The following is a 25,703-nucleotide window of genomic DNA, read 5'->3' on the forward strand; positions in this document are numbered from 1 at the left end:
GCGCGCGACCGAGCCGGGACGGGACCGGCGGCGCACGTCCGGCGGGGTGAGGGCACCTCCCGGCCGAGGGCTGGGGAGGGCCATGGCCGAGAACACCGGGGCACCGCCCGGCGGGCGGGTCTGGTCGACGCCGGCGCTGGCCGTGCTCGGGGTGGCCGCCGCCGTGCTGGTGACCGGCACCGGGCTGTTCCTCGCCGCGGTGTTCCTGCACGTGGCCCCGGCCAACTCGGCCTCCCGGGAGTACCGGGAGCAGGTCGACGGCCTGGTGTACCCGGAGTTCGAGCAGAACTGGAAGCTGTTCGCGCCCAACCCGCTGCAGCAGAACGTCAGTCTGGACGCCCGGGTGCGCACGGTCGCGGCCGGCGGCGCGACCCGGACCCACGACTGGACCGGGCTGACCGTCCGGGACGTCGCGGCGATCCGCGGCAACCCCGCGCCCAGCCATGCCGACCAGAACCTGCTCCGCCGGGCCTGGGACTTCTACGAGGGCTCGCACAGCGCGCAGGACGACACGCTGACCAATCCGCGCGGCAAGCTGGCCGAGCAGTACCTGAAGCGGATCGCGCTGCAGCGGATCGGCCGGAGCGTCGACGGCGAGCGGATCCTGCAGATCGAGTTCCGGGTGACGGCCGCGACCGTCCCGCCGCCGGGCTGGAGCGGGGAGGCCGCGCCGCCCGCGCCCAAGGTCCGGGAGCTGCCGTGGTGGCCGGTGGACGACGAGGACTACCGGGGGCTCGGGTGAACGAGGTGTCGCCGACGGTCGGGCCGCAGCTCCTCGACGGCGCCCTGGCCCAGCCTTCGGCCGTGGCGTACCCCGATGCCGGCCCGCCGCACACGGACCCGGGGGCGGAGCCGGCCCCCGGGCGGCCCGGCCCGGGGCTCGGCGCCGCGGCGGCGCGGGCCTTCGCGGCGTTCACCGGACGGGCGCTGGGGCGCCACCAGGCGGCGGCGGTGCGGATCGGCTTCGGGCTGGTCTGGCTGGCCTTCCTGCTGCGGGAGTGGCCCAACCGGCGGCTGCTCTACGGCGACACCTCGCCCTGGTCGCTCGACCTGGCCGAGCGGCTGCTGGCCGACAACGGGGCGCTGACCGTGCTGCCGTGGTTCGGTGGGCGGCTCTGGTTCGAGCTGGTCTACCACCTGGCGGTGCTGGCCGCCCTCGCCGTCCTGCTGGGCTGGCGGACCAGGGCGAGCACCGTGCTGTTCCTGGTCACCGTGCTGTCGCTGCAGAACCGCAACGTCTTCCTCGGGGACGGCGGCGACAACGTCGTCCATCTGATGGCGGTCTACCTGGTCTTCACCCGCTGCGCGCAGGTCTGGTCGCTGGACGCCCGGCGGTCGGCCGCGGGGCGGTCCGGGGTGCTGCTCTGGGCGGTGCTGGGCGCGGTGCTGCTGGTCTGCCAGCTCGGCGCCTTCTCCGGGGAGAGTCTGACCTGGACGACCGCCGCCTTCCCCCGGGTCGGCTGGGCGCCGGTGTTCTGGGGCCTGTGGGCGGTGGCCGGGCTCTGGTGGGTGCTCGGACGGCTGCGACCGGACGGTGAGCCGCGGGCGGTGCTCGACGCGCTGGCGAACATGGTGCACAACTGCGCGATGCTGGTGATCGCCACCGAGGTGGTGCTGATCTACGCCACGGCCGGCTGGTACAAGGTGCAGGGCTCGCGCTGGCAGGACGGCACCGCGCTCTACTACCCGCTGCACCTGGACTACTTCACGCCCTGGCCGGGGCTGTCCGGGCTGGTCGGCTCGGCTCTGCTGCCGGTCTTTCTGGTCTCGTACGGGACGGTGCTGCTGCAGGTGGCGTTCCCGTTCACGCTGGTCCACCGGCGGGTCAAGAACGCGCTGCTGGTGGTGATGATGGCCGAGCACCTGGGGATCGCGGTGCTGCTGGGACTGCCGGTGTTCTCGCTGGCGATGGTCGCGGCGGACGTGGTCTTCGTGCCGACCGGGGTGCTGCTCTGGGCGGGCGCGCGGTTCGGGGGCCTGGGGGCGCGCGTCCGGAGCCTGCGCCGCCGGAAGGCACCGCTCACCTAAGCTGACCGCTATGTCCTGGTTTGCCGCACTGCGAGACACCGCGCGGACCGGACTGACCCTGGACCGGGCGCTCACCGACCCCAAGCGCGCGGCCCGCGGCGCCGTCGCCGTCGCCCTGGTGCTCTTCCCGACCCTGGCACTGGGCGGGGCCCGGCTCGCCACCTCGGCCGCGATGGGCGCGTTCATCGCCGGGACGGCCACCTTCCAGCGCAGCTTCCGCCCCCGGCCCACGCTCGCCGTCGCGGCCGGGATCGGGCTCGGCACCAGTACCTTCCTCGGCTACCTGGCGGCCGGGGTGACCGGAGCGTTCCCGGTGCTGCTCGCGGTCTGGGCCTTCGGGGCCGGCCTGGCCTGGGCGATCGGGCCGACCGCCGGGGTGGTCGCCGCCAACACCCTCTCGGTGATGCTGGTCGTGGTCCAACTCCCGGTCAGCGTGCCGGCCGCACTCGGCCACGGGCTGGTCTGCGCGCTCGGCGGCGCCGTCCAGGCGGCCGTCATCACCCTCTGGCCGATCGGCAGTTGGACCGCCCAGCGGGAGGCGCTCGCCGACACCTACGCCGAACTCGCCGACTACGCACGGCGGCTGCGCCAGGACCCGACCTCACACGTCGATCCGGCACCGTTCATGACGGCCCGGCACGCGGCCGCGCTGACGCCCTGGCAGGACCGCCGCCGACCGCCCGAGCTGCGCGGACTGCGCGGCATCGCCGAACGCGTCCGCCCGACCCTGGCCGCCATCGCCGACCCCAAGGTCGGCGCCCCCGAGGAGGGACCAGAGCGCGACCGGGCCCGGGCCGTGCTGGCCGCCGCCGCCGAGGCGATGGACGCCCTGGCACGCGCCGTCCGCACCGGCGATCCGCTGCGACTGCCCCGCTCCGCCCCGGCGCTCACGCTGGCCGCCCCGGCCGACGGGCCGGAGCTGCAGGGCGCCGCGCGCCGGGCCGCCCGCCGGCTGGCCGGGCTGCTGCGCAAGGCCGCCGACGCCCTGGACCGCGGCGACGAGGACACCATCAGCACGCCCGTGGTCGGCGCCGGCGGGGCACTGCTGAAGCCGCCGCTCTCCCGGATGCTGCCGGTCGCCCTGCGCGCGGTGCGGCGCCAGCTCCAGCCGCACTCGGCGGTCTTCCAGCACGCCGTCCGGCTCGCCGGGGTCGTCGTGCTCGCCTACCTGCTCGCCCGGCTGGTCGGCTTCGAGCACGGGTACTGGGCCCCGATGACCGCCGCCATGGTGATGCGGCCGGACTTCGCGCAGACCTACAGCCGGGGGGTGGCACGGCTGGCCGGGACGATGGTCGGCGTCGCCGTCTCCACCCTGGTGGTCCAGCTCGCCCACCCCGGCGAGTGGGTGCTGGCCGCGCTCGCGGTGCTCTGCATCGGCGGCGCGTACCTCACCCTGCGCACCGGCTATGCGCTGATGACGGTCTGCATCTCCTCGTACGTCGTCTTCCTGCTCGGCCTGCAGGAGGGGAACCCGCTGGTCACCGCCTTCGAGCGGGTCGGTCTGACCTTCCTCGGCGGCTCCGTCGCGCTGCTCGCCTACGCCCTGTTCCCGACCTGGCAGACCGCCCGGCTCGGGGAGCGGCTGGCCGAGTGGCTGGCCGCCGCCGGGCGCTACGCGGGTGCGGTGCTCGCCGTCTACGAGAACCCGGGCGCCCCGCGCGGGCGGGAGGTCCGCTCGGCGCTGCTGGACTCCCGGGAGGCCCGCTCCGAGCTGCTCCAGGCCATGCAGCGGGCCGACGCGGAGCCCGGCCGGCACGCCTCCGGACTGCCCGGGGTCAGCCGCCGCCAGTGGGACCGGGCCCGGGCGGCGGTCGGCCACCTCGGGCGGGTCGCCGTGCTGCTGGAGGCCCATCTGCCCACCGCCGACGCCGAACCGGTGCCCGGCGCGGCCGGGTTCGCCGAGGAACTGCGGCTGGCCACCGCGCTGGCGGCGGCCGCGCTGCTCACCGAGCGTCCGGTGGAGTTCGACGCCGTGCGGGAGGCGCAGGCCCGGTTGGAGGAGCGGCTGGCCGGGGCGCCGGCGAGCGTGCAGCGGGAGGTGGTCCGGACGAGCACCCGCCTGCTGCTCCAGGCGCTGAAGGACCTGGAGCGGGCGCTGCGCGGGGGCGGCTCGGCCACCGCGGAGCAGCGCGCGCGGGAGTCCACGGCACGTTAGGCCCCGGAGGCGGGGCGGGGCGGGTGGGCGCGTCGGGCCGGGACGGGGCCGCCGGTCGGCCCGTCGAGCCGGGAGTGGCAGAGTGAGCGGCATGAACGACGAGCCGGTACGCGCCTGGCGGGCGGGCGCGGCGGCACCGGACACGGTGCTGCTGGACGGATTCCACGCACTCAAGCACGCGCTGCGCTTCGGCGGGGACGTCCGGCAGGTGCTGACCGCCGACCGGACCGCGCTGCTGGCGCTCGCCGCCGAACTGGCCGAGGACGTCGCCCCCGCGCTGGCCCGCCTGGCCACGGAGCTGCCGGAGCCGGAGCTGCGGACGCTGGTGCCCAGGCTGCACCCCACCGGGGTGATCGCGCTGGCCGGCCGCCCGACCACCGGGGCCAACCTGGCGGTCCTCGGCCGGCGGCCCCGGACGGCGCCGGTCGTCCTGCTGGAGAACCCGCGCAACCTGGGCAACGTGGGGGCGGTGATCCGGCTGGCGGCCGGCTTCGGCGCCACCGGGGTGGTGACCACCGGGGACCTCGACCCCTGGCATCCGAACGTGGTGCGGGGCAGCGCCGGCCTGCACTTCGCCACCGCGGTCGAACGGCTGGCGCTGTCCGAGCTGCCCGCCGGCCCGCTGTACGTGCTGGACCCGGAGGGGGCGGACATCCGGACGGTGGCCGTGCCGGACGACGCGCTGCTCGCCTTCGGCACCGAGCGGCACGGCGTCTCGGCGGAGCTGAAGGCGCGCGCGGACCGGCTGGTCGCGGTGCCGATGCAGCCCGGGGTCTCCAGCTTCAACCTGGCGACCAGCGTGGCGATGGGGCTCTTCCACTGGATGTCGGGCCGCCCGCCCGGTGTTCCCCGGCCGGGCGGGCCCACGGGCGCCTGACGCGCCTACCGGTCGAACAGCCGGCGCCAGGTGTCCGGCCCCGGGTAGCCGTCGGCCTCGACGCCGCGCCAGCCCTGGGCCTGCTGGAAGGCCTGGACGGCCTGGCGGTCGCTCTCCGTCCAGCGCGGCCCGGGGCCCTGGGTGTAGAAGCGGCCGAAGCCCGCGCGGACCAGCTGCTCGCCGAGCAGGGTGACGGAGGCGTCGTCGGCCCCCGGGCGGAACGCGTCCGCGCCGGGGAAGCCGGGCACCCCGTCACCGGGGCCGGGGGTGGCCGGGGGCGGCGGGAGCGGGGTGGTGGCCGCGGCGATGTCGCGGCCCTTGTGGTTGACCAGGTAGTCCCAGGTGTCCTTGCCCGGGATGCCGTCGGCCTCGCTGCCGCGCCAGCCCTGGGCGAGCTGGAAGGCCTCGGTGGCCCTGCGGTCGGCCTCGCCCCAGCGCGGGCCGGGCCCTTCGGTGTAGAACCGGCCGCCGCCGCGCTGGACCAGCATCTGGCCGAGCTTGGTGACGTACGCGTTGTTCGCGCCCGGGCCGAACCTGTCGGCGCCGGGATAGGCGGTCGACGCGGAGCCGTCGCTGCTGGTGCCGCCCGAGAGCGCCTTGGCGCGGTACGGGACGTACGAGGCGGAGTTCTGCCAGTAGGCGTACGGGGTGTCCCGCCGGGTGGTACCGGGGGAGGTCTGCTCGTAGGCCAGGTAGCGGGTGCGGGAGGAGTCCGTCCAGCCGCCGAAGACGGTGACGTGCGAGCCGGCCTGTGGGTTGGCCGGGTTGTTGTAGATCAGGATGTCGCCGGGCTGGAGGTCCGCCTTGGTGATCCGGTCGGCGAAGTCGGGCAGCGTCCAGGTGGTCTGGCTGCTTCCCAGGCCCCAGGCCATCGAGACGAAGCCGGAGCAGTCCTGGCGGTAGCCGTCGGACCAGTAGCGGCTCATGCTGTACGGGACCTTCTGGGCGACCCAGCCCTGCGCCCGCTCGATGATCTGTGCCCGGGTGAGCGGCTGCGCGGTGGCCCGGGGGGCGGCGGTGGCGCGGGCGCCGGGGGCCTCGCCGTGGAGACCGCTGACCCCGCCCTGCGGCGTGGTCGGCGCCTCGGCGGCGCTGTTGCCACCGGGGGTGGGTGCGGGGGCCGCCGAGGCGCCGGCCGCCCCGCCGCCCAGCACGGTGCCGACCGCGGCCATCAGCACCGCTGCCCGGCGGCGGGTGCTCCGGGCCGCGGCGTGCCCGCCGTCGTGCACCGGTGCGGCGTGCAGCCGGGCGCGGCGGCGGTCACGGCAGCCCCCGCATATGCAGTCCTCGTCCGGCGCGACCTCGTCGAATTCCAGCAACGGGGTCGATTGCTCGGTAGGGGTCATTCCTCGCCTCTTTCCCGGTCAGTCCTGATGGCACGACAGGAGTGACCTTCCCGGGCCGGTATCGCGTGTCATCGGGACCAAAGTCCCAAATCGGACGGGTACTCGGCGCGGCGGGTTGAGCCGCCCGGGTGACGACCGTTCGGCGCCCGGGCGTGGCGCGCGGAAACGGGAGGCGGTAGTGCCGGGGTGGTCCGACGCGCGGTCAGCTCCCGGCGGCCGCGGCCGGACGGGCGCCGGGAGCCTCCCGGTGGTCAGGCGGCGGCCGGCGGATTGGCCGGGGAGTACTCGGGGCCGGTCCAGGTGAGCGGGGTGGCGTCGGCCAGTTCGAGGACGCCGGTGACGGTGAGGTCGACCACCCGCTCGGCCCCCGGCAGGCCAGCCGCCGACCGTTCGGACCAGTCGGTCCGGGCCTCGCCGGTGATCAGCAGTGCCCCGCCCGTCTCGAAGTCCGGCAGCAGCAGTCCGGCGCGCGGGTCGAGCTCCAGGTTGCCCAGCGTCATGAACATGCTGTTACCGGCGTACTCGGGCCAGCGCAGCCGGTCCGGGCCGACGGCCCGGAGGAAGCCGGGATTGCCGCCCCGGTGCGAGGCGTCCACCCGGCCGTCCGGGCCGGCGGTGGCGATGAAGAAGGTGTCGGCGGTGGCCACGGTCAGCTGTTGGGCGGTGGACAGGACCGGGCCGGCGGCCACCACGTGCGGGGTGCCCGCCGACAGCTCCAGCGGGCTGCGGCGCTGGATGTACTTCGGACAGTTGGCGTAGACCTGGTCGGCGGCGATCACCAGGCCGCCGCGGCCGTCCGGCACGGAGCGGCCGTTGAGCCGCATCCGGCGCCGGCCGGCCGGGTCCAGTGCGATGGTGCCGACCTCGGCCGGACCGGCCAGGACGGCGGCCAACGGGTCCTCGGCGGCGGGCCCGGCCGCCACCGTGAGGGTCGTCTCGTCGGGCGCCCGCAGGAAGCCCGGGCCGCCGGTGAGCTGGGTGGCCCAGAGCCGGCCGTCGGCGTCGGCGGCGCCGAGCACCAGGACCTGGCGCTCGGCCAGGAAGCGGGCGGCCACGGCCGGGATGGTGCGGCCGATCGCGCGGCCGGAGTGGTCGGCGCGCTCCACGCGGCCGGCCCGGGCCTGCACCGCGCGCTCGCCCGGGTGGTACGGCGTGCTGCTGTCCGTCATGGCGGCGGCCTCCCGGTCCGGTCGGCCGGCCTAGAAGAACCCGCAGGTGGGGGCCGCCCCGGTGGGCGCGGTGGCGCCCGTCTCCGCCACGCCCTTCGGGGTGTAGATCTCCAGCCGGATGCCGTCGGGGTCGGTGAAGAAGATCCCGCCGGAGGCCGCGCCCTCGCTGTGCGGGACGACGCCGTCGTGGGCGAACTCGGCGCCCAGCTCGCGCAGCAGCCGCTCGGCGGCGCGGACCTCGTCGAGGCTGTCGACCTGGAAGGAGAGGTGGTGCAGGCCGGGGGCGGCGGTGGGGAAGGTGCCGGCGCTCTGCTGCCAGAGGGTGATCACCAGGCGGCCGTCGCGGCCCAGGAAGGCGAAGCGGCGCTCGGGGTCGGTGCCCTCGTTCATCAGCTCCAGGCCGAGGACGCCGCGGTAGAAGGCGGTCGAGCGGTCGAGGTCGGTGACGTTCAGGCCGATGTGGCCGGTCTGCAGGGTGCTGGTGGTGGTGCTGGACATGGCTTATCACTCCCGTGGCCCGGGGCGCCCGGGGCGCCCGCTCCCTAACCTGTGCAATGAACGGTAGCGGTTAGTCTGACGCCACGTCAACCGATAGGGGGCTTCGAAGCGGTTAGGTAGGCCTCGGTGAGCAGGTTCCGGAACGCCTTGGGCGGTGAACAGGTGGTCCCGGCTGCCGGCCGCTTCCAGGGCGTACGCCGCCGGCGCGGTGGCCGCGGTCGGGTACGTCGGTGCGTTCGTACTGCCGGCCCGGGCGCTGAAGTCGCCGGACGTGGGCCCGGTCCACGCGGTCTGGTCGGTGGCGCGGCACGGTCGTCGGGGCGCTGCTCGGGGCTCGGCAGGGTGGGGGCGCTGGTCGGCGGCGCGGCACGGCCGGGGCGCTGGTCGGCGGCGCCGGTGGTCGGCGGGGGCGCGGGGACGTACCTCGGCGGGGGCCGAGCCACGAGTGACCGCAGGACGGAGGGGAGGGCGTGAGCGACACCGCCGCCGCCCCGACCGCGCCGGGCGGTGCTCGGAGCCGCGCTACTCCCACTCCCAGCGGATGCCGACGTGGCCCGGTTGCTGGTCGGGGGCGAGCACGTGGGCGCTGGCGGAGGCGCCGATCCACAGCTGCTCGCGGCGCCGGTCGACGTCCTCGCCCGGGGCGCGGTCGTAGCGCTCGCAGTGGACGGGCACGGCCGCCGGGTCGAAGTGCACCTGGAGCACGTACTCGCGCACCGGGATGGCGAAGCGGCGGCTGTACTCCATGGTCGGGCCGCCGGGCGGGATCTCCACCTCGTACTCGAAGACCGTGCTGTCCCCCTGTCCGAGCGGGCGGTCCAGCATCAGCTCGCCGACCACCAGACCGACCTTCGGCCTGCGGCGGACCCGGCCGAGCCGGCCGTGCCGGACCGAGGTGATCTCGGGGCAGCCGGTGGCCTCCTCGTCCGCCTTGTGCACGACCAGGCAGCGGCCGACGCCGCCGACGGTGGCGCGGACCACCTGGCGCATCCGCAGCAGGTTGCCGCGGCGCTCGGCGTCGACGTAGTAGGAGTCGTGGATGCTCAGCCGCTCCAGCTCGCCGACCGGCGGGGCGTCCAGCTCGGCGAAGACGTCGGCGATCTCCTGCTCCCCCGGCCAGACGTCCTCCAGCCGCAGGTGCGCGGTGTTGGCGGCGGCGGCCCAGCGGCCCCGCGGGCGCGGCGGGCCGAGCAGTGCGGAGAGCGTGGAGTGCGGCAGGCCGAGCAGCTCCTCCAGCAGGTGGACGGCGCGCAGCGAGCTGGCCCGCTCGGGCTGGCTGCGGCCACGCCGCCAGTAGCTCAGCGTCGTCACACTGACCCTGACGCCGCGTTGGGCGAGGGCGGCGCGGATCCGGTCGAGGCTCAGGCCGCTGGCCTCGATCGCCAGGTGCAGGGTGTCGGCGAAGCCCCCGGCGGGGGCTGGTCGGCCGGTGCCCGGGGTGGTGGTGGCGGTCGCGGTGGTGGCTGCGGTCGTGGTGGTGACGGCGGTCGTGGTGGTGACGGGGGGCACGGGGGCGGGTGCGGGCGCGCCGGGGCGCGGTCCGACCAGCCGGAGCCGGGCGTCCTGGGGGTGTTGTGAGCCCATGCGGTTACCTTCCCCAGCAAGCGGGTTCGGCGCGGCAGGTCCGGCGCCGAGGCGCGCCGTGAACGGCTTCACCGAGCTGTGGGGAACCCTATGCACGGTCGAGAGGCTACGTCATCAGTCGTGCGTATGACAGTGGTCACGAGCGGTCGACCGCAGGGTTATCGATCTTGAAACAGAACGGAAACACACCGTCGGGGCGGTCCGCACGAGGACCGCCCCGACGGTGTGGGGCCACCGCGGTGATCAGGAGACGCTGAGCGCGGCGTCGTCGATCACGAAGCTGGTCTTGAGGGAGGAGTCCTCGGTGCCGGTGAGCTTCACCGTCACCGTCTGGCCGGCGAAGGCCGAGAGGTCGAAGGACTTCTGGACGTAGCCGGTGGCCGCGTCGGCGTTGGACAGGGTGGCCAGCGTGGTCGAGCCGGCCTGGACGGTCAGCTTGTCGTACGCGGTGCTGCCGGACTCGGCGGTGTCGATGTGCACCCAGAAGGAGAGCGTGGCCTTGCAGCCGGCCGGGATCGAGACGGTCTGCGCCAGGGTGTCGCTGTGGGCGCTGCCGTAGCCGTCCAGCCAGGCCTTCCAGGAGCCGGAGTGCGCGGCCTCGCCGGAGGAGTTGTCGACCACGCCGGTGGACGTCGTCCACGGCGCGGCGGTGCCGGTCTCGAAGCCGCCGTTGCCGATGAGCTGGGCCGAGGTGCAGCCGTCGGTGGGCGGCGTGGTGGTGCTGCCGAGCAGCGCCGCGTTCAGGGCGTCGGCGATCGGGCTGCCCCAGCCGGTGACCTGGTCGTAGCCGGCCTTGGTGGAGAAGTCCTGGTTCTTGCCGGTGGTCACGTCGTGGAACGCGCTGCCGTAGCTGCTGCTGTTGGCCACGGCGTACAGCCGCGGGCTCGCCTCGCCGAGGACGGGCTGTCCGGCCGCCTTGGCCTTCTGGTTGAACTGGGCGGCGTAGCCGGACCACAGCGGGGCGGCCGCGCTGGTGCCGCCGTAGACCTGCCAGCCGCCGACGGTGTAGATGGCGAAACCGCTGGCCGGGTCGGCGTTGGAGGAGATGTCCGGGACGGTGCGCATGGTGCCGCTCACGCCGGTGCCGGTCTGCCAGCTCGGCTTGGCGAAGACGGTGGAGACGCCGCCGCCGGCGGTGCTCCAGGCGCTCTCGGAGGAGTAGGCGCTGCCGGAGACCTTGAGGTTGGTCCCGCCGACGCCGGTCTGGTGCGGGCTGGACGCCGGGAAGTCGACGGCCTTGACGCCGGAGCCGCTGGTGGAGCGGGTGCAGTCGCGCGAGCCGTCGTCGCCGGAGGCCGAGAAGATCGAGATGCCCTGGGCGGCGGCCTGCTTGAAGGAGTTGTCGACCGCCGTCATGGAGGAGGCGGTGGTGTCCGGCTCGCAGGAGCCCCAGGAGATGGAGATGACCGAGACCCGGTTGTCCGCGACGATCTTGGCGGCCATGTCGATCTCGCCCTGGTCGCTGTTGGGGGCCTCGTAGACCAGCTGGGTCGCCTTGGGGGCGACGCCGCGCACGATCTCGCTGTCCAGCTCGACCTCGCCCTGACCCTCGCCCGGGTGGGAGTCGTAGTTCGCGCCGTCCACCGACACGGTGGAGACGGCCGGACCGGTCAGCCCGTACTGGGTGTCGTAGGTCTTCAGGTTGTTGGCGCTGTAGCCGTCGAACTCCCAGAGCGCGACGCTGACGCCGGTGCCGTCGGCGCCGGTCTTGTTCAGGTTGTACGCGCCGTCGTACTGGCTCGGGCCGAAGCCGCTGGGGGCGGCCAGGGTCCCGGCGGGGGCGGCGGGCGTGGACGGCTTGACGTTGCGGGTGGTCCGGACGGTGTGGTTGTTCAGGCCGGATATGCCCTGAACCACGTCGGCGAGCGCGGCCGGGACGGAGGCGGCCGCGTCGTTCGCGAAGAAGGTGCGCTGCTGCTGCGGGTCCAGGTAGGCGCTCTCGTGGGTGCCGAAGGCCTGGGCGATCTGCTCGGCGGTACCGTGCGCGTCGACCACCTGGCGGTTGTCGCTGACCCCGGAGACCGTCAGCCCCTGGGCGGTCAGGAAGGCGCGGACCTGGTCGACGGCGGCCTGGGTCGGGCCGAACCGCTCGGTGAACTGCTGCGGCGTCAGGTGCCTGCCGAACTCCGGGGTGCCGGGGGTGGCGATCGCGGCGAGGAAGCGGTCCAACTCGGCGGTGTCGCGCAGCTTCAGGCTGACGGCGACCGAGAGCTGCTGGTCGGCGGGGACGTCGCCCTTCTTCTCGGAGCGGGCCACCGCGGGGGTCACCGTGTTCGGCAGCGAGACGCGGGGCGCGGCGGCGTTGGGGGCCGGGGCGGCCTGCGCGGCGGTCACGCCGAGCGAGACCGCGGACAGCGGCAGGACGGCAAGTGCCGCGACAAGGGCGAGGGAGCGAGGGCGCACGGAATCCTCCTCTGGCCGGCATGTGGGGGCCGGCAGGGGCCAGGGCGTTTCTGGGGTGAGACGCTGGCTAGAACATGTCAGAGGGGTTCCGGGAATTGGCTCATGGTCAAGCAATTCGTTGCTAAAGAACAGTCAACTGTGGAGAACGGAATGGAGACGCCTCCATACAGTTAACGGTCGGAATTCATGCTCCGGGCCCCACCGATTCGGTGGCCGCGGGCGACGTAGAATCGGGTACCGGGCGAGACCGAGGGAGTGTTCCGATGACGGACCGGACGGCTGACCCGCACGACCCCCGCCCGCTGATCGGCGAGCCGCTCGCGCTCGATCTGCTGAACACGCGGTGGGCGGGCACCCCGGTGAACGACCTGCTGGACGAGCCGGACGGCTTGCGGATCTGGCTCTCCTCCGCCGGGCTGGCGGACCGGTGCGGGGCCGATGGGGCGGGTCTCGTGGCGTTGCGGCAGGCCCGGGAGGCGCTCGCCGCGGCCGTCCGGGACCTGGACGAGCGGGGCGCGGTGAGCGGGCCGGCGGCGGCCGGGCTGAACGAGGTGCTGCGGCACGGGCGGCTGCGGCGCGAACTCGGCGCGGCGGGTCCGGCGGAGCACGTCGAGGTGGACGGGCCGCAGTGGCTGGCCGCCTGGCTGGCGGTGGACGATTTCCTGGGTCTGCTCGGCCGGGGCGCGCACCGGATCAAGAAGTGTGCGCACGAGGCCTGCATTCTGCACTTCCTCGACACATCGCAGAACGGGCGTCGCCGCTGGTGCTCGATGGCGGTCTGCGGGAACCGCGTGAAAGCGGCGCGGCACTACGAGAAGGCGCGCGGGTAGGGCTTTTCGGTCGAGCGGACCCGGGGGTGTGGCGGCGGTCCGCCGCCACACCCCCGCCGGACCCTCAGCCCTCGTCGGGGGCGCCGAGCCACTGGGCCAGCGCGGCGCGGATCTCGCCCTGGCCCGGGTCGACGGCCGCCCAGGCGGCGTAGCCGTCGGGGCGGACCAGCAGCACGGTGTCGCGCAGCTTGCCGTGCGGGTCCGCCGGTGCGACGGTCAGCACCCGGCCCGCCCACGGCCCGGCGGCGGGCACCTGGTCATTGCTGACCAGGACGAACGTGCCCGCGCGCAGCGCCTCGTAGAGCCGCTCGGGGGCGGCCGGCTCGCCCTCCCGGGTCTGCTCCAGGCCGGTCAGCCGCAGGTCGGGCACGCGCCGGCCGGCCAGCGGGTGGGCGTCCCTGGGCGCGGCGTACCGGATGCCGATCCCGGAGATCGTCCGGGCGCCCCGCTCGGCGACCACGTCGAGGTGGTCGGCCAGGGTGGTGAGGGCGCCGCGCAGGGCCCGGGTGGGGGCGGACTGGGCGAGGGCGAGGCGGATCAGCGCGCCGGAGGTGCGCAGCACCGACCTGCCGACGGGGTGCCGCTCGGTCTGGTAGGTGTCCAGCAGGGCGTCGGTGGCCCGGCCCTGGACGGCGGCGGCGAGCTTCCAGGAGAGGTTGGCGGCGTCCTGGAGGCCGGTGTTCATGCCTTGGCCGCCGGCCGGGGAGTGGCAGTGGGCCGCGTCGCCGGCCAGGAATACCCGGCCGGAGCGGTAGTTGGGCACCTGGCGCTCGTCGCTGTGGAAGGTCGAGCTCCACCGGGCGTCGTGCAGGCCGTAGTCCTCGCCGAGGGCGTTGCGGGTCATCTCGGCGATCCGGTCGAGCGGGGGCGGGGTGCCGTCCGCGTGCTCCTCGGCGGGGTCCCAGGCGATGACCCGGTACCAGCCGTCGCCGAACGGCGCGAGGAAGGCGAAGCCGCCCTCGGCGGCGCCGACGGTGACCAGCTCGTCGGGGGCGCGGTCCAGCCGGACGTCGGCCAGGACGACGGAGTTGACCACGGACTCGCCCGGGAAGGGGATGCCGAGCAGGTCGCGGACGGTGGAGTGGACGCCGTCGGTGCCGACCACGTAGCCGGCCCGGTGGGTGGTGCCGCCCGTGGGGGTCCCCCCGCCCGAAGGGTGCGGGAGGGTCTCGACGGTGACGCCTTCGGCGTCCTGCCGCAGCCCGACGACCTCGGTGCCGCGCAGGATGGTCGCGCCGGCCTTCAGCGCGCGCTCCTGGAGCAGGCGTTCGGTGTGGTACTGCGGGGTGATCAGGACGAACGGGAAGCGGCTCGGGAGGCTGCCGAGGTCGACCCGGAGCCGGTCGAAGAGCCGCAGCGAGGTGAGCGGGCGGCCGGTGGCGATCAGGTCGTCGGCCAGGCCCCGGGCGTCCAGCAGCTCCAGGCTGCGGGCGTGCACCGCGAAGGCCCGGGTGAGGTTGGACTCGGTGTCGCGCTTCTCCAGGACGGTGACCCGGACCCCGGCGGTGGCGAGGTCCCCGGCCAGCAGCAGGCCGGTCGGTCCGGCCCCGACGATCAGGACGTCGGTGACGGTCTGCTTCGCGGTCATCTGTCAGCTCCCGGTGCTCGGACGGAGGTTGGACGCCGGTCCGGGCGCCCTCCCGGTCTCCATCATCGCTGGCGCGGGGCGGGGCTGTGAATCTCCGCGGAACGGAACCGGGCCCCGGCGTGGCATCGCCGGGGCCCGGAACCCGGTCGGCTCAGCTGTGGCGGCGGATCTCCACGGTGCGGAACCGGTTGGCGACGAAGGCGCCGTCGCAGTAGGCGGCGTTGGCGGCCGGGTTGGCGCCGGTGCCGTGCAGGTCGGAGAAGGCGGCGGTCTGGTTGGCGTACACGCCGCCGGTGAGGTTGAGCGAGAGCGAGACACCGGAGTCGAGCGCGGCCTCGACCAGGGCGGCCTCGACCTCGGGCGAGGTGGTGTAGCCGGCCGCGGTCATCGCGCCCTGGGTCCGGACGGTGTCGCGCAGCAGCTCGACCGCGGCGGCGGTGGACTCCACCGCGACGGCGAAGGAGACCGGGCCGAAGCACTCGCTGCGGAAGACCGCCCGGTCGTCCGGCTTGTCGGCGTCCAGCTTGACCAGCGCGGGGGTGCGGACGGTGGCGGCGGGGAACTCGGGCGAGGCCACCACGCGCGGGGCGAGGGCGAGTTCGCCGTACTCGCCGCCGGCCGCGGCGACCGTGCGCTGGAGCACGCCGGGGTTGACGACGGCGCCGAGCACGGCCGCGGCGCGGGCGTCGTCGGAGAGCAGGCCGTCGATGGCGCCGGCGAGGTCGGTCACCACCTCGTCGTAGGACTTGGCGCCCTGGTCGGTGTCGATGCCGGTGCGCGGGATCAGCAGGTTCTGCGGGGTGGTGCACATCTGGCCGCTGTAGAGGGAGAGCGAGAAGGCCAGGTTGTTCAGCATGCCTTGGTAGTCGTCGGTGGAGTCGACGACCACGGTGTTCACGCCGGCCTTCTCGGTGTAGACCTGGGCCTGCCGAGCGTGCTCCTCCAGCCAGTCGCCGAAGGCGGTGGAGCCGGTGTAGTCGATCAGCTTCACCTCGGGGCGGACGGCGAGCGTCTGGGCGACGGCGCCGCCCTCGTGCTCGGCGGCGAGGCAGACCAGGTTGGGGTCGAAGCCGGCCTCGGCGAGCACCTCGCGGGCGATCCGCACGGTCAGGGCGAGCGGCAGCACGGCGCGCGGGTGCGGCTTGACCAGGACGGGGTTGCCGGTGGCCAGCGAGGCGAACAGGCCGGGGTAGCCGTTCCAGGTGGGGAAGGTGTTGCAGCCGATCAGCAGCGCGAGGCCGCGCGGGACGACGGTGAACTCCTTGGTCATCACCAGCGGGTCGCGCTTGCCCTGCGGCTTGGTCCAGCCGGCGCTGGCGGGCAGCCGGGTCTGCTCGGCGTAGGCGTAGGTGACCGCCTCCAGGCCGCGGTCCTGGGCGTGCGGGCCGCCCGCCTGGAAGGCCATGCCGTAGGCCTGGCCGGTGGTGTGCATCACCGCGTGCGCGAACTCGTGCGAGCGGGCGTTGATCCGGGCCAGGATCTCCAGGCAGACGGCGGCCCGGGTGAGCGGGGTGGCGGCGGCCCAGCCGGGCCGGGCCGCGGTCAGCGCGGCGATCAGCGCGTCCGGCTCGGCGTGCGGGTAGCCGACGCCCAGCTCGACGCCGTACGGGGAGGCCTCGCCGCCGATCAGGTCGCCGTCGGCGGGGTGGCCGTCGAGGGCGAACGGCTGGTTCAGCAGCGCCTCGAAGGCGGCCTTGCCGTCAGCGGCGCCGCTCTCGCCGTACGCCTTCGGGAACTCGGGGTAGGGCGACCAGTAGTCGCGCGACGCGGCGGCGGCGAGCGCGGCGTCCAGGGTGGCCTGGTGGCGTGCGACCAGCTCGGCGACGAGGGGGTGGGTGACCGCTGCGGACATGGTGTGCGCTCCTCAGAGGGGAGGACGGGACACGTCACAGAGTAACCGAACGATCGGTCGGCTCAAGAGGGTGCGCGGATCCGGTCCGGCAGACGCGCGGGGGCGCGCCCGGAACGGACGCGCCCCCGAAGTCGGATCGGTACCGGTCTACGGGATGCCGAGCTCGAATATGACGTAGCCGCCGTACCAGCCGGAGGCGAGGGCGCCGGTGCCGAGCACCGCCGCCAGCACCGGCCAGCTCAGCTTGCGCATCGCCACCGCGAGGGCGATCAGCAGCGGGAACGCGGGGAGCAGGTAGCGCGAGGTGTTGCCGAAGATGCCCAGGCTGCCGAGTACCGAGACGATGGTGGCCAGCGTGTAGGCGGTCAGCACCAGCGGCGGGCGCAGCCGGATCAGCAGCACGATCAGCACCGGCAGCGTCAGCACGATCAGGGTGGCCAGCAGGTCGGTCACCGGCCAGGCGAACGGATAGTCCGAGCGGCCCAGCAGCACGCCGCGGATCGCCTCGAAGGTGCCCCGGCCGAAGTCGAAGTAGTGCAGCCAGGCGTCGTGCTGGAGCTTGAAGTAGCCGCCCCAGTCGTCCACCCGCCAGCCCACCCAGCCGACGTAGCCGAGCAGGCCGAGCGGGGCCAGCAGCATCGCGGTCACCGGGCGCAGGACGCCGCTCTCGCGCCGGTACAGCTCGACCAGCGCGGCCAGGCCGACGGCGCCGATCAGCGCCGCGGCGGTCGGCCGGTTGAGGCCGGCGACCAGCGTGATCACGCCGGCGGCGATCCACTGCCTGGTCATCACGCAGTAGCAGGCCCAGGCGGCGAGCGCGACGAACAGCGAGTCCGAGTAGAGCGCCCACTCGGCGCCGGAGCCCGGGGCGATCGCCCAGAGCCCGGCCGCGATCACACCCGCGCGCGGGCCGGCCAGCCGGTCCACCACCGCGTAGATCCCGGCGGCGGCGAACAACGATGCCACCACCGAGACCAGCATCCCGGCGCCGTACAGGCCGAGCCCGGTGCCGTCCGAGACCAGCCGCATCAGACCCGGGTAGAGCGGGAAGAAGGCGGCCGAGTTCTGCTCGATGGTGAACCCGGGGGTGCCGCCGGGGATCGGGACCAGCGCCGGGTGGTAGCCGAACTGGGCGATCTGCTGGTACCACCAGCCGTCCCAGCTGGCCAGCACGTCCCAGGGGTTCGCGCCGCCGCCGAACCGGGGGTGCTTCTTGACGTAGTCGCCCGAGTAGGCGAGCAGTTTCATGAAGACGGTGAAGCCGAGCAGCTTGAGCACCGCGTAGCACCAGACGGCCGGCCCGAACCGCAGGACCAGGGCGCGGGCACGTTCGCGCGGGCCGGTCCTCGCCGCGGCTCCCGGCTCCTCGCTGCGCTGCTCGGGCACATCGGAGGCGACTGCCGGTATTGCGCTCATCAGACTGGACCCCACCCTGCTGGCCATGGACGCTGGTCCGCAGATTCTAGGCCGTCGCCCGCGCTGTCGGTGCGGGCCGACGGACCCCGGCGCATCCGGCGAAGCGGGTGCGGGGATACTCGGAGGATGGCCGATCACACCACGCGTACCGCGTACACCGTGGAGTCGCTGCTCGCGGTGACCGTCGACGTCTTCAACGAACGCGGCTACGACGGCACGTCGATGGAGGACCTGTCCCGGGCGGCCGGGATCTCCAAGTCCTCGATCTACCACCATGTGCGGGGCAAGGAGGAGCTGCTCCGGCTGGCCGTCGGGCGGGCCCTGGACGGGCTGTTCGGCATCCTCGCCGAACCGGGCGCGGTCGAGGGCCCGGCGGTGGAGCGGCTGGAGCACGTGGTCCGGCGCACCGCCGAGGTGCTGCTGACCGAGCTGCCGTACGTCACCCTGCTGCTTCGGGTGCGCGGGAACACGGCCACCGAGCAGTGGGCGCTGGAGCGCCGCCGGGACTTCGACCACCAGGTGGCCGAGCTGCTGCGGGCCGCCGTCGCGGACGGCTCACTGCGGGCGGACGTCGAGCCCCGGCTGGCCACCCGGCTGCTCTTCGGCATGATCAACTCGATCGTGGAGTGGTACCGGCCGGGCCTCAAGGCGGCCGACGGCGTCGCGGACGCGGTGGTCCACCTGGCCTTCGACGGCCTCCGGGCCCGATAGGCCCTTCGGCGCGAGGAACCGCGCGCCAAAGGGCCGCATCTCCGTCCCGAAAGGGCACCCCGGCACCCCGGCACCCCGGCAAGCCGGAGGACCTGAACCCCAGCCCCGGCGCTTGAACCCCAACCCCAACCCCGGCTCCGAAGCCCAGCCCCGCCCCACCCGTAGTGACCCCGGCCCCGGCGCCTGAACCCCAGCCCCTGCTCCGAAGCCCCAGCCCCGCCCCACCCGTAGTGACCCCCGCCCCGCGCCAAATCCGCCCCGAGCCGAAGGGCCGCGCCGGTGCCGAAAGGGAGAAGCGCGGGAGCGACGAAGGAGCGACGGAGCGCCGACCGTCGGCACCGGATCAAGCGGCCCGGAGGCGAGCGGGCGATCAAATAGGCGGCACCTGGTCGGTCTCCTCGAAGACCAGCATGGTGCGGGTGCCGAGCACCTGCGGGATGGACTGGATGCTTCCCAGCACCAGCTCGCGCAGGGCGTGGTTGTCGTCGGTGTGCACCAGCAGCAGGACGTCGAAGTCTCCGCCGACCAGGGCGATGTGCGCGACGCCGGGCAGTTCCAGCAGTTGCTCGCGCACCGTCCGCCAGGAGTTCTGCACGATCTTCAGGGTGACGTAGGCGGATGCACCCTGACCTGCTTTTTCGTGGTCGACCCGGGCGGTGAAGCCGCGAATGACGCCGTCCTCGACCATCCTGGATATCCGGGCGTACGCATTCGCCCTGGACACATGGACCCGCTCGGCCACCGAGCGGATCGACGCGCGACCGTCCTGCTGCAGCAGCCGCAGGATCGCCCGGTCGACACGGTCGAGTCTGGACGTCTGTTCAGCCGACATGACCCCCCACCCCCAAGGATTGGACGCACTGCCATCAGTCGACCGCCACCCGGGCCGATTGTCCAGCACCTTGTCACGCTTCTGGTCAAGATGAACAGACGACCGAACAATCGGTAGGGAGCCCCCGCTACCCCTGGAGGTGCCCGAGATGACCGTTCTCGACCACAGACACCACACGGCGGTGCCCGGTTGGCTACCCGGGGCGACCGCCCCGCGCAGTGACCCGGCCCCGCTGCTTCCGGACGCCTCACCGGTCCGCGTGCTCGGCACCCCCGAGCTGGAGAAGTACGACCCCGCGCTGCTGCGGGAGCTGTACCGCCGCCTGGTGGTCGGCCGCCGCTACAACCAGCAGGCCACCACCCTGACCAAGCAGGGCCGGCTGGCCGTCTACCCGGCGTCCACCGGCCAGGAGGCCTGCCAGGTCGCCGCCGCGCTGGCGCTCGGCGAGCGCGACTGGCTCTTCCCGAGCTACCGCGACACCCTCGCGGTGGTCTCCCGCGGCGTCGACCCGCTGGAGGCGCTGACCCTGCTGCGCGGCAACGCCCACACCGGCTACGACCCGGTGGCGACCCGGACGGCGCCGCTCTGCACCCCGCTGGCGACCCAGGCCCCGCACGCCGTCGGACTGGCGCACGCCGCCCGGCTCGGCGGCGATCCGGTGGTCGCGCTGGCGCTGCTCGGCGACGGCGGCACCAGTGAGGGCGACTTCCACGAGGCGCTGAACTTCGCCGCCGTGCTGAACGCCCCGGTGGTCTTCCTGGTCCAGAACAACGGGTACGCGATCTCCGTCCCGCTCACCGCGCAGTCCGCCGCGCCGACGCTCGCCCACAAGGCGGTCGGCTACGGCATACCGGGCCGGCTGGTGGACGGCAACGACGCGCCCGCCGTGCACAGCGTGCTGACCGAGGCGGTCGAGCGGGCCCGGACCGGCGGTGGTCCGACCCTGGTCGAAGCGCTCACCTACCGCATCGAGGCGCACACCAACGCCGACGACGCCACCCGCTACCGGGACGACGCCGAGGTGGCCGCCTGGCGCGAGCACGACCCGATCCTGCTGATGGAGCGCGGCCTGCGCCGGCTCGGCCTGCTGGACGACGCCCTGGTGCAGGAGTCGGCCGACGAGGCGGAGGCGCTGGCGGCCCGGATGCGGGCCGAGTTCCACGCCGACGCGGTGCTGGACCCGATGGCGCTGTTCACCCATGTGTATGCCGAGCCGACTCCGCAACTGCGGGAGCAGGCCGCCCAGTTGTCCGCCGAGCTGGCCGCCGAGGCCGAGGTGCAGCACCCATGAGCAACACCGCCCCTTCGTCGCCCGCCCCCGCCCCCGGCCGGCCCGCCGTGCGGCACTCCCCGGCTGGCCCGCGGACCGCCACCATGGCGCAGGCGCTCAACTCCGCGCTGCGGGACGCCCTGCGCGAGGACCCGTCCGTGCACGTGCTCGGCGAGGACGTCGGCGCGCTCGGCGGGGTCTTCCGGATCACCGACGGCCTGGGCGCCGAGTTCGGTGCCGACCGCTGCCTGGACACCCCGCTGGCCGAGGCCGGCATCCTCGGCACCGCGATCGGCATGGCGATGTACGGGCTGCGCCCCGTGGTCGAGATGCAGTTCGACGCCTTCGCCTACCCGGCGCTGGAGCAGCTCTTCTCGCACGTCGCCAAGATGCGCAACCGCACGGCCGGCCGGCTGCCGCTGCCGATCACCGTCCGCATCCCGTACGGCGGCGGCATCGGCGGTGTGGAGCACCACAGCGACGCCTCCGAGGCGTACTACGCCAGTACTCCCGGCCTGCACGTGGTCACGCCGGCCACGGTGGCCGACGCCTACGGGCTGCTGCGGGCCTCGATCGCCTCGGACGACCCGGTGGTCTTCCTGGAGCCCAAGCGGCTGTACTGGGGCAAGGCGGAGTTCGACCCGGCGGCGCCGGTCGAGCCGATCGGGCGGGCCGTCCTGCGGCGGTCCGGGACGTCGGCGGTGCTGATCACCTACGGTCCCTCGCTGCCGGTCTGCCTGGAGGCGGCCGAGGCGGCCAAGGCCGAGGGCTGGGACCTCGCGGTGCTCGACCTGCGCACCCTGGTGCCGTTCGACGACGAGACGGTCTGCCGGGTGGTGCGTTCGCTCGGTCGGGCCGTGGTGGTGCACGAGGCGACCGGCTTCGGCGGCACCGGCGCGGAGATCGCCGCCCGGGTGACCGAGCGCTGCTTCCACCACCTGGCCGCACCGGTGCTACGGGTCACCGGTTTCGACATCCCGTACCCGCCGCCGATGCTGGAGCACCACCACCTGCCCGGGGTGGACCGGATCCTGGACGCGGTCGCCCGGCTGCAGTGGGAGGTCTGAGGATGATGCCCGTCGTGCGCGAGTTCACCCTGCCCGACCTCGGTGAGGGGCTCACCGGGGCGGAAGTGGTGCGCTGGATGGTCGAGGTCGGCGAGGTGATCGCCGTAGACCAGCCGGTGGTGGAGGTGGAGACGGCCAAGGCCGTGGTCGAGGTGCCCTGCCCGTACGGCGGGGTGGTCACCGCCCGGTACGGCGAGCCGGGCGAGGAGGTGGCGGTCGGTGCGCCGCTGGTGACGGTCGCGGTGTCGCCGGCCGCGGGGGCGCCGTCCCCGGCCGCCGAGGTGGAGCGCCCGCTGGTCGGCTACGGAGTCGCGGAGCCGGACCGGGGCGGCCGGCGGCGCCGGGTCGGGGCTCCGGCCGGTTCGACGGCCGGTGCGACGGCCGGTGCGACGGCCGGTGCGACGGCAGTGGTGACGGCGGTGGTGACGGGTGCGTCGGCCGCGGTGGGTGCCCCGCAGGCGCCGGCTGCTCCGGTGGCGGCCGCGGCCGCTCCGGTGGTGGTGCCGGTGATCTCGCCGCTGGTCCGGCGGTCGGCCCGGGAGCACGGGATCGATCTGACGACGCTGACCGGCAGCGGGCCGGACGGCCTGATCATGCGTGCGGACGTCGAACGGGCGGTCGCGGCGCTGGCCTCGGGTGCTGCCCCGGCCGGGGCGCCGCTGCACGCCGGCGCGCACCCGCCGGTGGGTGTGCCGGCGGGGGCCGAGGTGGTTCCGCTGCGCGGCCTGCGCAGGGCGGTAGCCGAGAAGCTCACCCGCAGCCACCGCGAGATCCCGGCGGCGACCTGCTGGGTGGACGCGGACGCCACCGAACTGATGGCGCTGCGACGTCAGTTGAATGCCACGCCCGGGCCGAAGGTGAGTGTGCTGGCGCTGCTCGCCCGGATCTGCACGGTGGCGCTGGCCCGCTTCCCCGAGCTCAACTCCAGTGTCACCGAGGACGGTTCGGGAATCCTGCGGCACTCGTCGGTGCACCTGGGCTTCGCCGCCCAGGGCGAGCGAGGTCTGGTCGTCCCGGTCGTGCGGGACGCCCAGCGGCTGAGCACCGAGCAACTCGGTGCCGAGCTTGGACGGTTGACCGAGTCGGCCCGAACGGGTGTGCTCACTCCGGCCGAACTCACGGGTGGGACGTTCACCCTGAACAACTACGGGGTGTTCGGCGTGGACGGCTCGACCCCGATCCTCAACCACCCCGAGGCGGCGATGCTCGGTGTGGGCCGGATCGTCGCCAAACCCTGGGTCCACCAGGGCGAGTTGGCGGTGCGCGAGGTGACCCAGCTGTCGTTCACCTTCGACCACCGGGTCTGCGACGGCGGTACGGCGGGCGGGTTGCTGCGGTTCGTCGCGGACTGCGTCGAGCAACCGGGCATGTTGCTGCGGCAGTTGTGACCGTGGAGTCCGGGCAGTCGCCTTGGGTGGCTGCCCGGACACCCAGGGCGACCGCAGATCGAGCGAGAGTAGCGCGTACGGGGGGCGGGTGTCCGCGCTTCGCGCGATTTGTCGGATGAGCACTTCGGGCGTGCCACGCTGCCTAGGCGTCAGCAGGAAGAAGCCAGGTGGTGGCACAGGCCGGCCGGAGGCGAAACGATTCTCTTGGGTACTCGAAACGCTGCGGTGAAGTCCCGCAGAACTCTCCTGGTCCGCACCGGACACGGCTCGGCGCGGGCCGCGGCCGTTCCGGGCATGCCGGACGGCTCGCCGGACGCCGGGTCGGGCCCCGGCCCGGACACCATCTCGGGCAGCGGGCCGGACGCCCCGGTCGGCCTCCCGCCGATGCCGCTGGACCCGCCGGACCTCCCGCCGGTGTCCGCCGCGCTCGCGCCCCCGGCCCCGGTGGCCTTCGGGCCGGCCCCCGCCGCACCGCCGCGGTCGGCGATCCCCGACCCGCCGGCCGAGCCGCCCGCGATTCCGGCGCCGTCGACGCCCACCGGGCAGCCCGTGCCCGCGATCGAGCCGCTGTTCACCCGGGCCCCGGGCCTCAACTGGACCGGCTCGGGCGACCTCGCCCGGCCGCCCGCCCTCGCCGGGCCCGGCCCGGTGCCCACGCCGGTGCCCGCCCTCGCGGCCGCGCCGGTCGATGCCGCCGGGGCCGGCCCGGTCTCCGCTGTCGACGAGGCCGAACAGCCGCCCACCGCCCGGGACATCGAGCTGATCCGGGCCAGCCTGGCCGTGGTCGAACCGGTCGCCGACCGGGCCACCGCGCACTTCTACGCACTGATCTTCCTGCACCACCCGGAGGTCCGCGCACTCTTTCCGGCCGCCATGGACGTCCAGCGCGACCGGCTCTTCCGCGCCCTGCTGATGGCCGCCCGCAACGCCGGCGACCCGGACGGTCTGCGCACCTACCTGAGCGCGCTCGGCTGCGGCCACCGCCGGTACGGCACGTTGACCGGCCACTACGGCCCGGTGGGGGAGTGCCTGGTGGCGGCGCTGGCCCGGTACGCGGGCAACCGCTGGGACGCCGAGACCGAGCTGGCCTGGCGCCGCGTCTACCGGCTGGTCTCCTCGATCATGATCGAGGCCGCCGAGGGGGACGCCCGCACCTCGCCGCCCTGGTGGCAGGCCGAGGTGGTCGGGCACGAGCTGCGCACCCCGGACATCGCGGTGCTCACCCTCCGCCCCGACCAGGCCTACCCGTTCCGCGCCGGGCAGTACACCAGCCTGGAGACGCCCTGGTGGCCGCGGGTCTGGCGGTACTTCTCGTTCGCCTCCGCGCCCCGGCCGGACGGCCTGCTGACCCTCCACGTCAAGGCCGTCCAGGCGGGCTGGGTGAGCAACGCGCTGGTCCACCGGGCCGCGCCGGGGGACGTGCTGCGGCTCGGCCCGGCCGCGGGCACGATGACCGTCGACCACGCGGCGGGGGCGGACCTGCTCTGCCTCGGCGGCGGCACCGGGATCGCCCCGATCAAGGCGCTGGTCGAGGAGGTGGCCGACCACGGCGCCGGGGGCCGCTCGGTCGAGGTCTTCTACGGTGCCCGGCAGGCCGCCGAGCTGTACGAGCTGGAGGCGCTGCGCGCGCTCGCCGGGCGCCACCGCTGGCTCTCCGTGCACCCGGTGCTGTCCGGGCCGGGACCGCACGCCGGCGGTACGGCCGTCGGTGGCGCTCCGCTCACCGGTGAACTGCCGGAGGTGGTCGGCAGGTTCGGGCCCTGGGTGGGCCGGGAGGCGTATCTCGGCGGGCCGGCCGCGATGGTGCGGCGCGGGGTCGGTGTCCTGCTGCGGGCCGGGGTCGCGCCGGAGCGGATCCGGCACGACCTGGTCGGCGACCTGGCAGCAGGCTGAACGGTCCGGACCGAGCGGCCGGACGAGACGGCCTGGCGAGACGGCCGGGGTGGCCGGACGGGGTGGCCGCCCGGGGCGACCGGGGCCCCGTCAGCCGAAGTCGGGGGCGAGCAGCGCGCGGACGCCCTCGATGTTGGCCGCCAGGTACGCCCGCAGGCTGGGCGGGACGACGTTCACCGCGGTGACGCCCTCCCGGGTGAAGGGCACCCGGACCACCTCGTACTCGCCGTTCGGCTCGTCCACCTCGGGCCCGTGCCGGCGGGCGAGGTCCATCGAGGCGAGCCGACAGACGAAGAAGTGCTGCACCTTGACCCCGTGCGGGTGGAGCAGGGTGCCGTCGTCGTGGTGGGTGTGGCTGATGGTGTCGACGAAGGCGGGGACGACGTCCACCACCTTGCCGCCGAGTTCCTCGTCCACCTCGCGGTGCAGGGCGTCCGTCACCGTGCGGTCGTCGTTCTCGACCCCGCCGCCGGGGGTGATCCAGTACGGGTGCGGGGAGCCGGGCCGGGTGCGTTTGATCAGCACGATCGAGGCCGGTCCGTGGGGATCGGCCGGGTCCAGCTCCAGCAGGATCGCCCGTGCGGTCCGCTTGACGACGGGTCGGGGCGGGGTGCGCATGGCCACCTCCGGGGCTGGAGCGTTGTGCGGGAGTCTCCCTCGGGCTGACGGGGCCGAAACTCGTGCCTGCTCGGGTGCGTCCGTTCGGGGAGCGCTCACGGCGCTGATGGATCGTGGTTCACAAAGACAAACCTGGAGAGGATCTTGAAAATATCCAGTAGAACTCTCCTTGCTCCTT

General features: G+C 74.4%; 20 protein-coding genes. 10 read left to right on the forward strand and 10 right to left on the reverse strand.

The window, feature by feature from the left end; genetic code table 11:
• Positions 1–82: 82 nt before the first annotated feature.
• The 4 genes from AB0J08_RS14830 (at position 83) to AB0J08_RS14845 (ending at position 5,060) form a co-directional block, all read left to right on the forward strand.
• A complete protein-coding gene (locus AB0J08_RS14830) occupies positions 83–742 on the forward strand; it encodes a DUF5819 family protein (protein WP_360632554.1) in 660 nt (219 codons plus the stop codon).
• A complete protein-coding gene (locus AB0J08_RS14835; protein WP_360632557.1) occupies positions 739–2,028 on the forward strand; it encodes an HTTM domain-containing protein in 1,290 nt (429 codons plus the stop codon). The genes AB0J08_RS14830 and AB0J08_RS14835 overlap by 4 nt, the downstream gene beginning before the upstream one ends.
• Before the next feature lie 10 nt (positions 2,029–2,038).
• On the forward strand, positions 2,039–4,183 hold the full coding sequence (locus AB0J08_RS14840; RefSeq protein WP_360632560.1) for an FUSC family protein: 2,145 nt from the start codon (positions 2,039–2,041) through the stop codon (positions 4,181–4,183).
• A 91-nt stretch (positions 4,184–4,274) separates the two neighbouring features.
• Positions 4,275–5,060: a TrmH family RNA methyltransferase gene (locus AB0J08_RS14845; RefSeq protein WP_360632563.1), complete on the forward strand. Its 786-nt coding sequence runs from the start codon at positions 4,275–4,277 to the stop codon at positions 5,058–5,060.
• Between the two features lie 5 nt (positions 5,061–5,065).
• Here the strand turns inward: AB0J08_RS14845 and AB0J08_RS14850 are convergent, their stop codons facing one another.
• The 5 genes from AB0J08_RS14850 to AB0J08_RS14870 all read right to left on the reverse strand — a co-directional run bounded on the left by AB0J08_RS14850 (position 5,066) and on the right by AB0J08_RS14870 (position 12,060).
• Complete coding sequence (locus AB0J08_RS14850; protein WP_360632566.1) at positions 5,066–6,406, reverse strand: peptidoglycan-binding protein; 1,341 nt, start codon at positions 6,404–6,406, stop codon at positions 5,066–5,068.
• Between the two features lie 251 nt (positions 6,407–6,657).
• Complete coding sequence (locus AB0J08_RS14855) at positions 6,658–7,575, reverse strand: pyridoxamine 5'-phosphate oxidase family protein (RefSeq protein ID WP_360632569.1); 918 nt, start codon at positions 7,573–7,575, stop codon at positions 6,658–6,660.
• Between the two features lie 30 nt (positions 7,576–7,605).
• Positions 7,606–8,073, reverse strand: coding sequence for a VOC family protein (locus AB0J08_RS14860; protein WP_360632572.1), 468 nt, complete (start codon positions 8,071–8,073; stop codon positions 7,606–7,608).
• 522 nt (positions 8,074–8,595) lie between these two features.
• On the reverse strand, positions 8,596–9,657 hold the full coding sequence (locus AB0J08_RS14865) for a hypothetical protein (RefSeq protein ID WP_360632575.1): 1,062 nt from the start codon (positions 9,655–9,657) through the stop codon (positions 8,596–8,598).
• Positions 9,658–9,900: 243 nt separating this feature from the next.
• The gene (locus AB0J08_RS14870) at positions 9,901–12,060 is read right to left on the reverse strand and encodes a protease pro-enzyme activation domain-containing protein (protein WP_360632578.1); all 2,160 of its coding nucleotides are present in this window, start codon (positions 12,058–12,060) and stop codon (positions 9,901–9,903) included.
• A gap of 263 nt (positions 12,061–12,323) precedes the next feature.
• Between AB0J08_RS14870 and AB0J08_RS14875 the strand changes: the two genes are divergently transcribed.
• Positions 12,324–12,890 carry a CGNR zinc finger domain-containing protein gene (locus tag AB0J08_RS14875; RefSeq protein WP_360632581.1) on the forward strand — a complete coding sequence of 189 codons (567 nt, stop codon included), beginning with the start codon at positions 12,324–12,326 and terminating at the stop codon, positions 12,888–12,890.
• Positions 12,891–12,954: 64 nt separating this feature from the next.
• Here AB0J08_RS14875 and AB0J08_RS14880 read toward each other — a convergent pair whose 3' ends face one another.
• The 3 genes from AB0J08_RS14880 to AB0J08_RS14890 all read right to left on the reverse strand — a co-directional run bounded on the left by AB0J08_RS14880 (position 12,955) and on the right by AB0J08_RS14890 (position 17,746).
• A complete protein-coding gene (locus tag AB0J08_RS14880; protein WP_360632584.1) occupies positions 12,955–14,478 on the reverse strand; it encodes an FAD-dependent monooxygenase in 1,524 nt (507 codons plus the stop codon).
• Positions 14,479–14,629: 151 nt separating this feature from the next.
• Positions 14,630–16,330 (reverse strand): phenylacetic acid degradation protein PaaN, encoded by a 1,701-nt coding sequence (gene paaN / locus AB0J08_RS14885; RefSeq protein ID WP_360632590.1) that lies wholly within the window; start codon positions 16,328–16,330, stop codon positions 14,630–14,632.
• 147 nt (positions 16,331–16,477) lie between these two features.
• Positions 16,478–17,746 (reverse strand): glycosyltransferase family 39 protein, encoded by a 1,269-nt coding sequence (locus tag AB0J08_RS14890; RefSeq protein ID WP_360632593.1) that lies wholly within the window; start codon positions 17,744–17,746, stop codon positions 16,478–16,480.
• Positions 17,747–17,872: 126 nt separating this feature from the next.
• Here AB0J08_RS14890 and AB0J08_RS14895 point away from each other — a divergent pair, with 126 nt between their 5' ends.
• Positions 17,873–18,457 (forward strand): TetR/AcrR family transcriptional regulator, encoded by a 585-nt coding sequence (locus tag AB0J08_RS14895; RefSeq protein WP_360632595.1) that lies wholly within the window; start codon positions 17,873–17,875, stop codon positions 18,455–18,457.
• A 370-nt stretch (positions 18,458–18,827) separates the two neighbouring features.
• Here the strand turns inward: AB0J08_RS14895 and AB0J08_RS14900 are convergent, their stop codons facing one another.
• On the reverse strand, positions 18,828–19,289 hold the full coding sequence (locus AB0J08_RS14900; RefSeq protein WP_360632598.1) for an Lrp/AsnC family transcriptional regulator: 462 nt from the start codon (positions 19,287–19,289) through the stop codon (positions 18,828–18,830).
• Between the two features lie 148 nt (positions 19,290–19,437).
• Here AB0J08_RS14900 and AB0J08_RS14905 point away from each other — a divergent pair, with 148 nt between their 5' ends.
• From AB0J08_RS14905 to AB0J08_RS14920, 4 genes are all read left to right on the forward strand, one after another.
• Positions 19,438–20,580: a thiamine pyrophosphate-dependent dehydrogenase E1 component subunit alpha gene (locus tag AB0J08_RS14905; RefSeq protein ID WP_360632601.1), complete on the forward strand. Its 1,143-nt coding sequence runs from the start codon at positions 19,438–19,440 to the stop codon at positions 20,578–20,580.
• Between the two features lie 83 nt (positions 20,581–20,663).
• Positions 20,664–21,626: an alpha-ketoacid dehydrogenase subunit beta gene (locus AB0J08_RS14910; RefSeq protein ID WP_360632754.1), complete on the forward strand. Its 963-nt coding sequence runs from the start codon at positions 20,664–20,666 to the stop codon at positions 21,624–21,626.
• A 5-nt stretch (positions 21,627–21,631) separates the two neighbouring features.
• The gene (locus tag AB0J08_RS14915) at positions 21,632–23,014 is read left to right on the forward strand and encodes a dihydrolipoamide acetyltransferase family protein (RefSeq protein WP_360632757.1); all 1,383 of its coding nucleotides are present in this window, start codon (positions 21,632–21,634) and stop codon (positions 23,012–23,014) included.
• Positions 23,015–23,239: 225 nt separating this feature from the next.
• On the forward strand, positions 23,240–24,907 hold the full coding sequence (locus tag AB0J08_RS14920; protein WP_360632604.1) for a globin domain-containing protein: 1,668 nt from the start codon (positions 23,240–23,242) through the stop codon (positions 24,905–24,907).
• A 90-nt stretch (positions 24,908–24,997) separates the two neighbouring features.
• Here AB0J08_RS14920 and AB0J08_RS14925 read toward each other — a convergent pair whose 3' ends face one another.
• Positions 24,998–25,525: an NUDIX hydrolase gene (locus AB0J08_RS14925; RefSeq protein ID WP_360632607.1), complete on the reverse strand. Its 528-nt coding sequence runs from the start codon at positions 25,523–25,525 to the stop codon at positions 24,998–25,000.
• Positions 25,526–25,703: the final 178 nt, after the last annotated feature.

This window comes from Kitasatospora sp. NPDC050463, assembly GCF_040655255.1.
In the GTDB taxonomy this organism is placed as follows: domain Bacteria; phylum Actinomycetota; class Actinomycetes; order Streptomycetales; family Streptomycetaceae; genus Kitasatospora.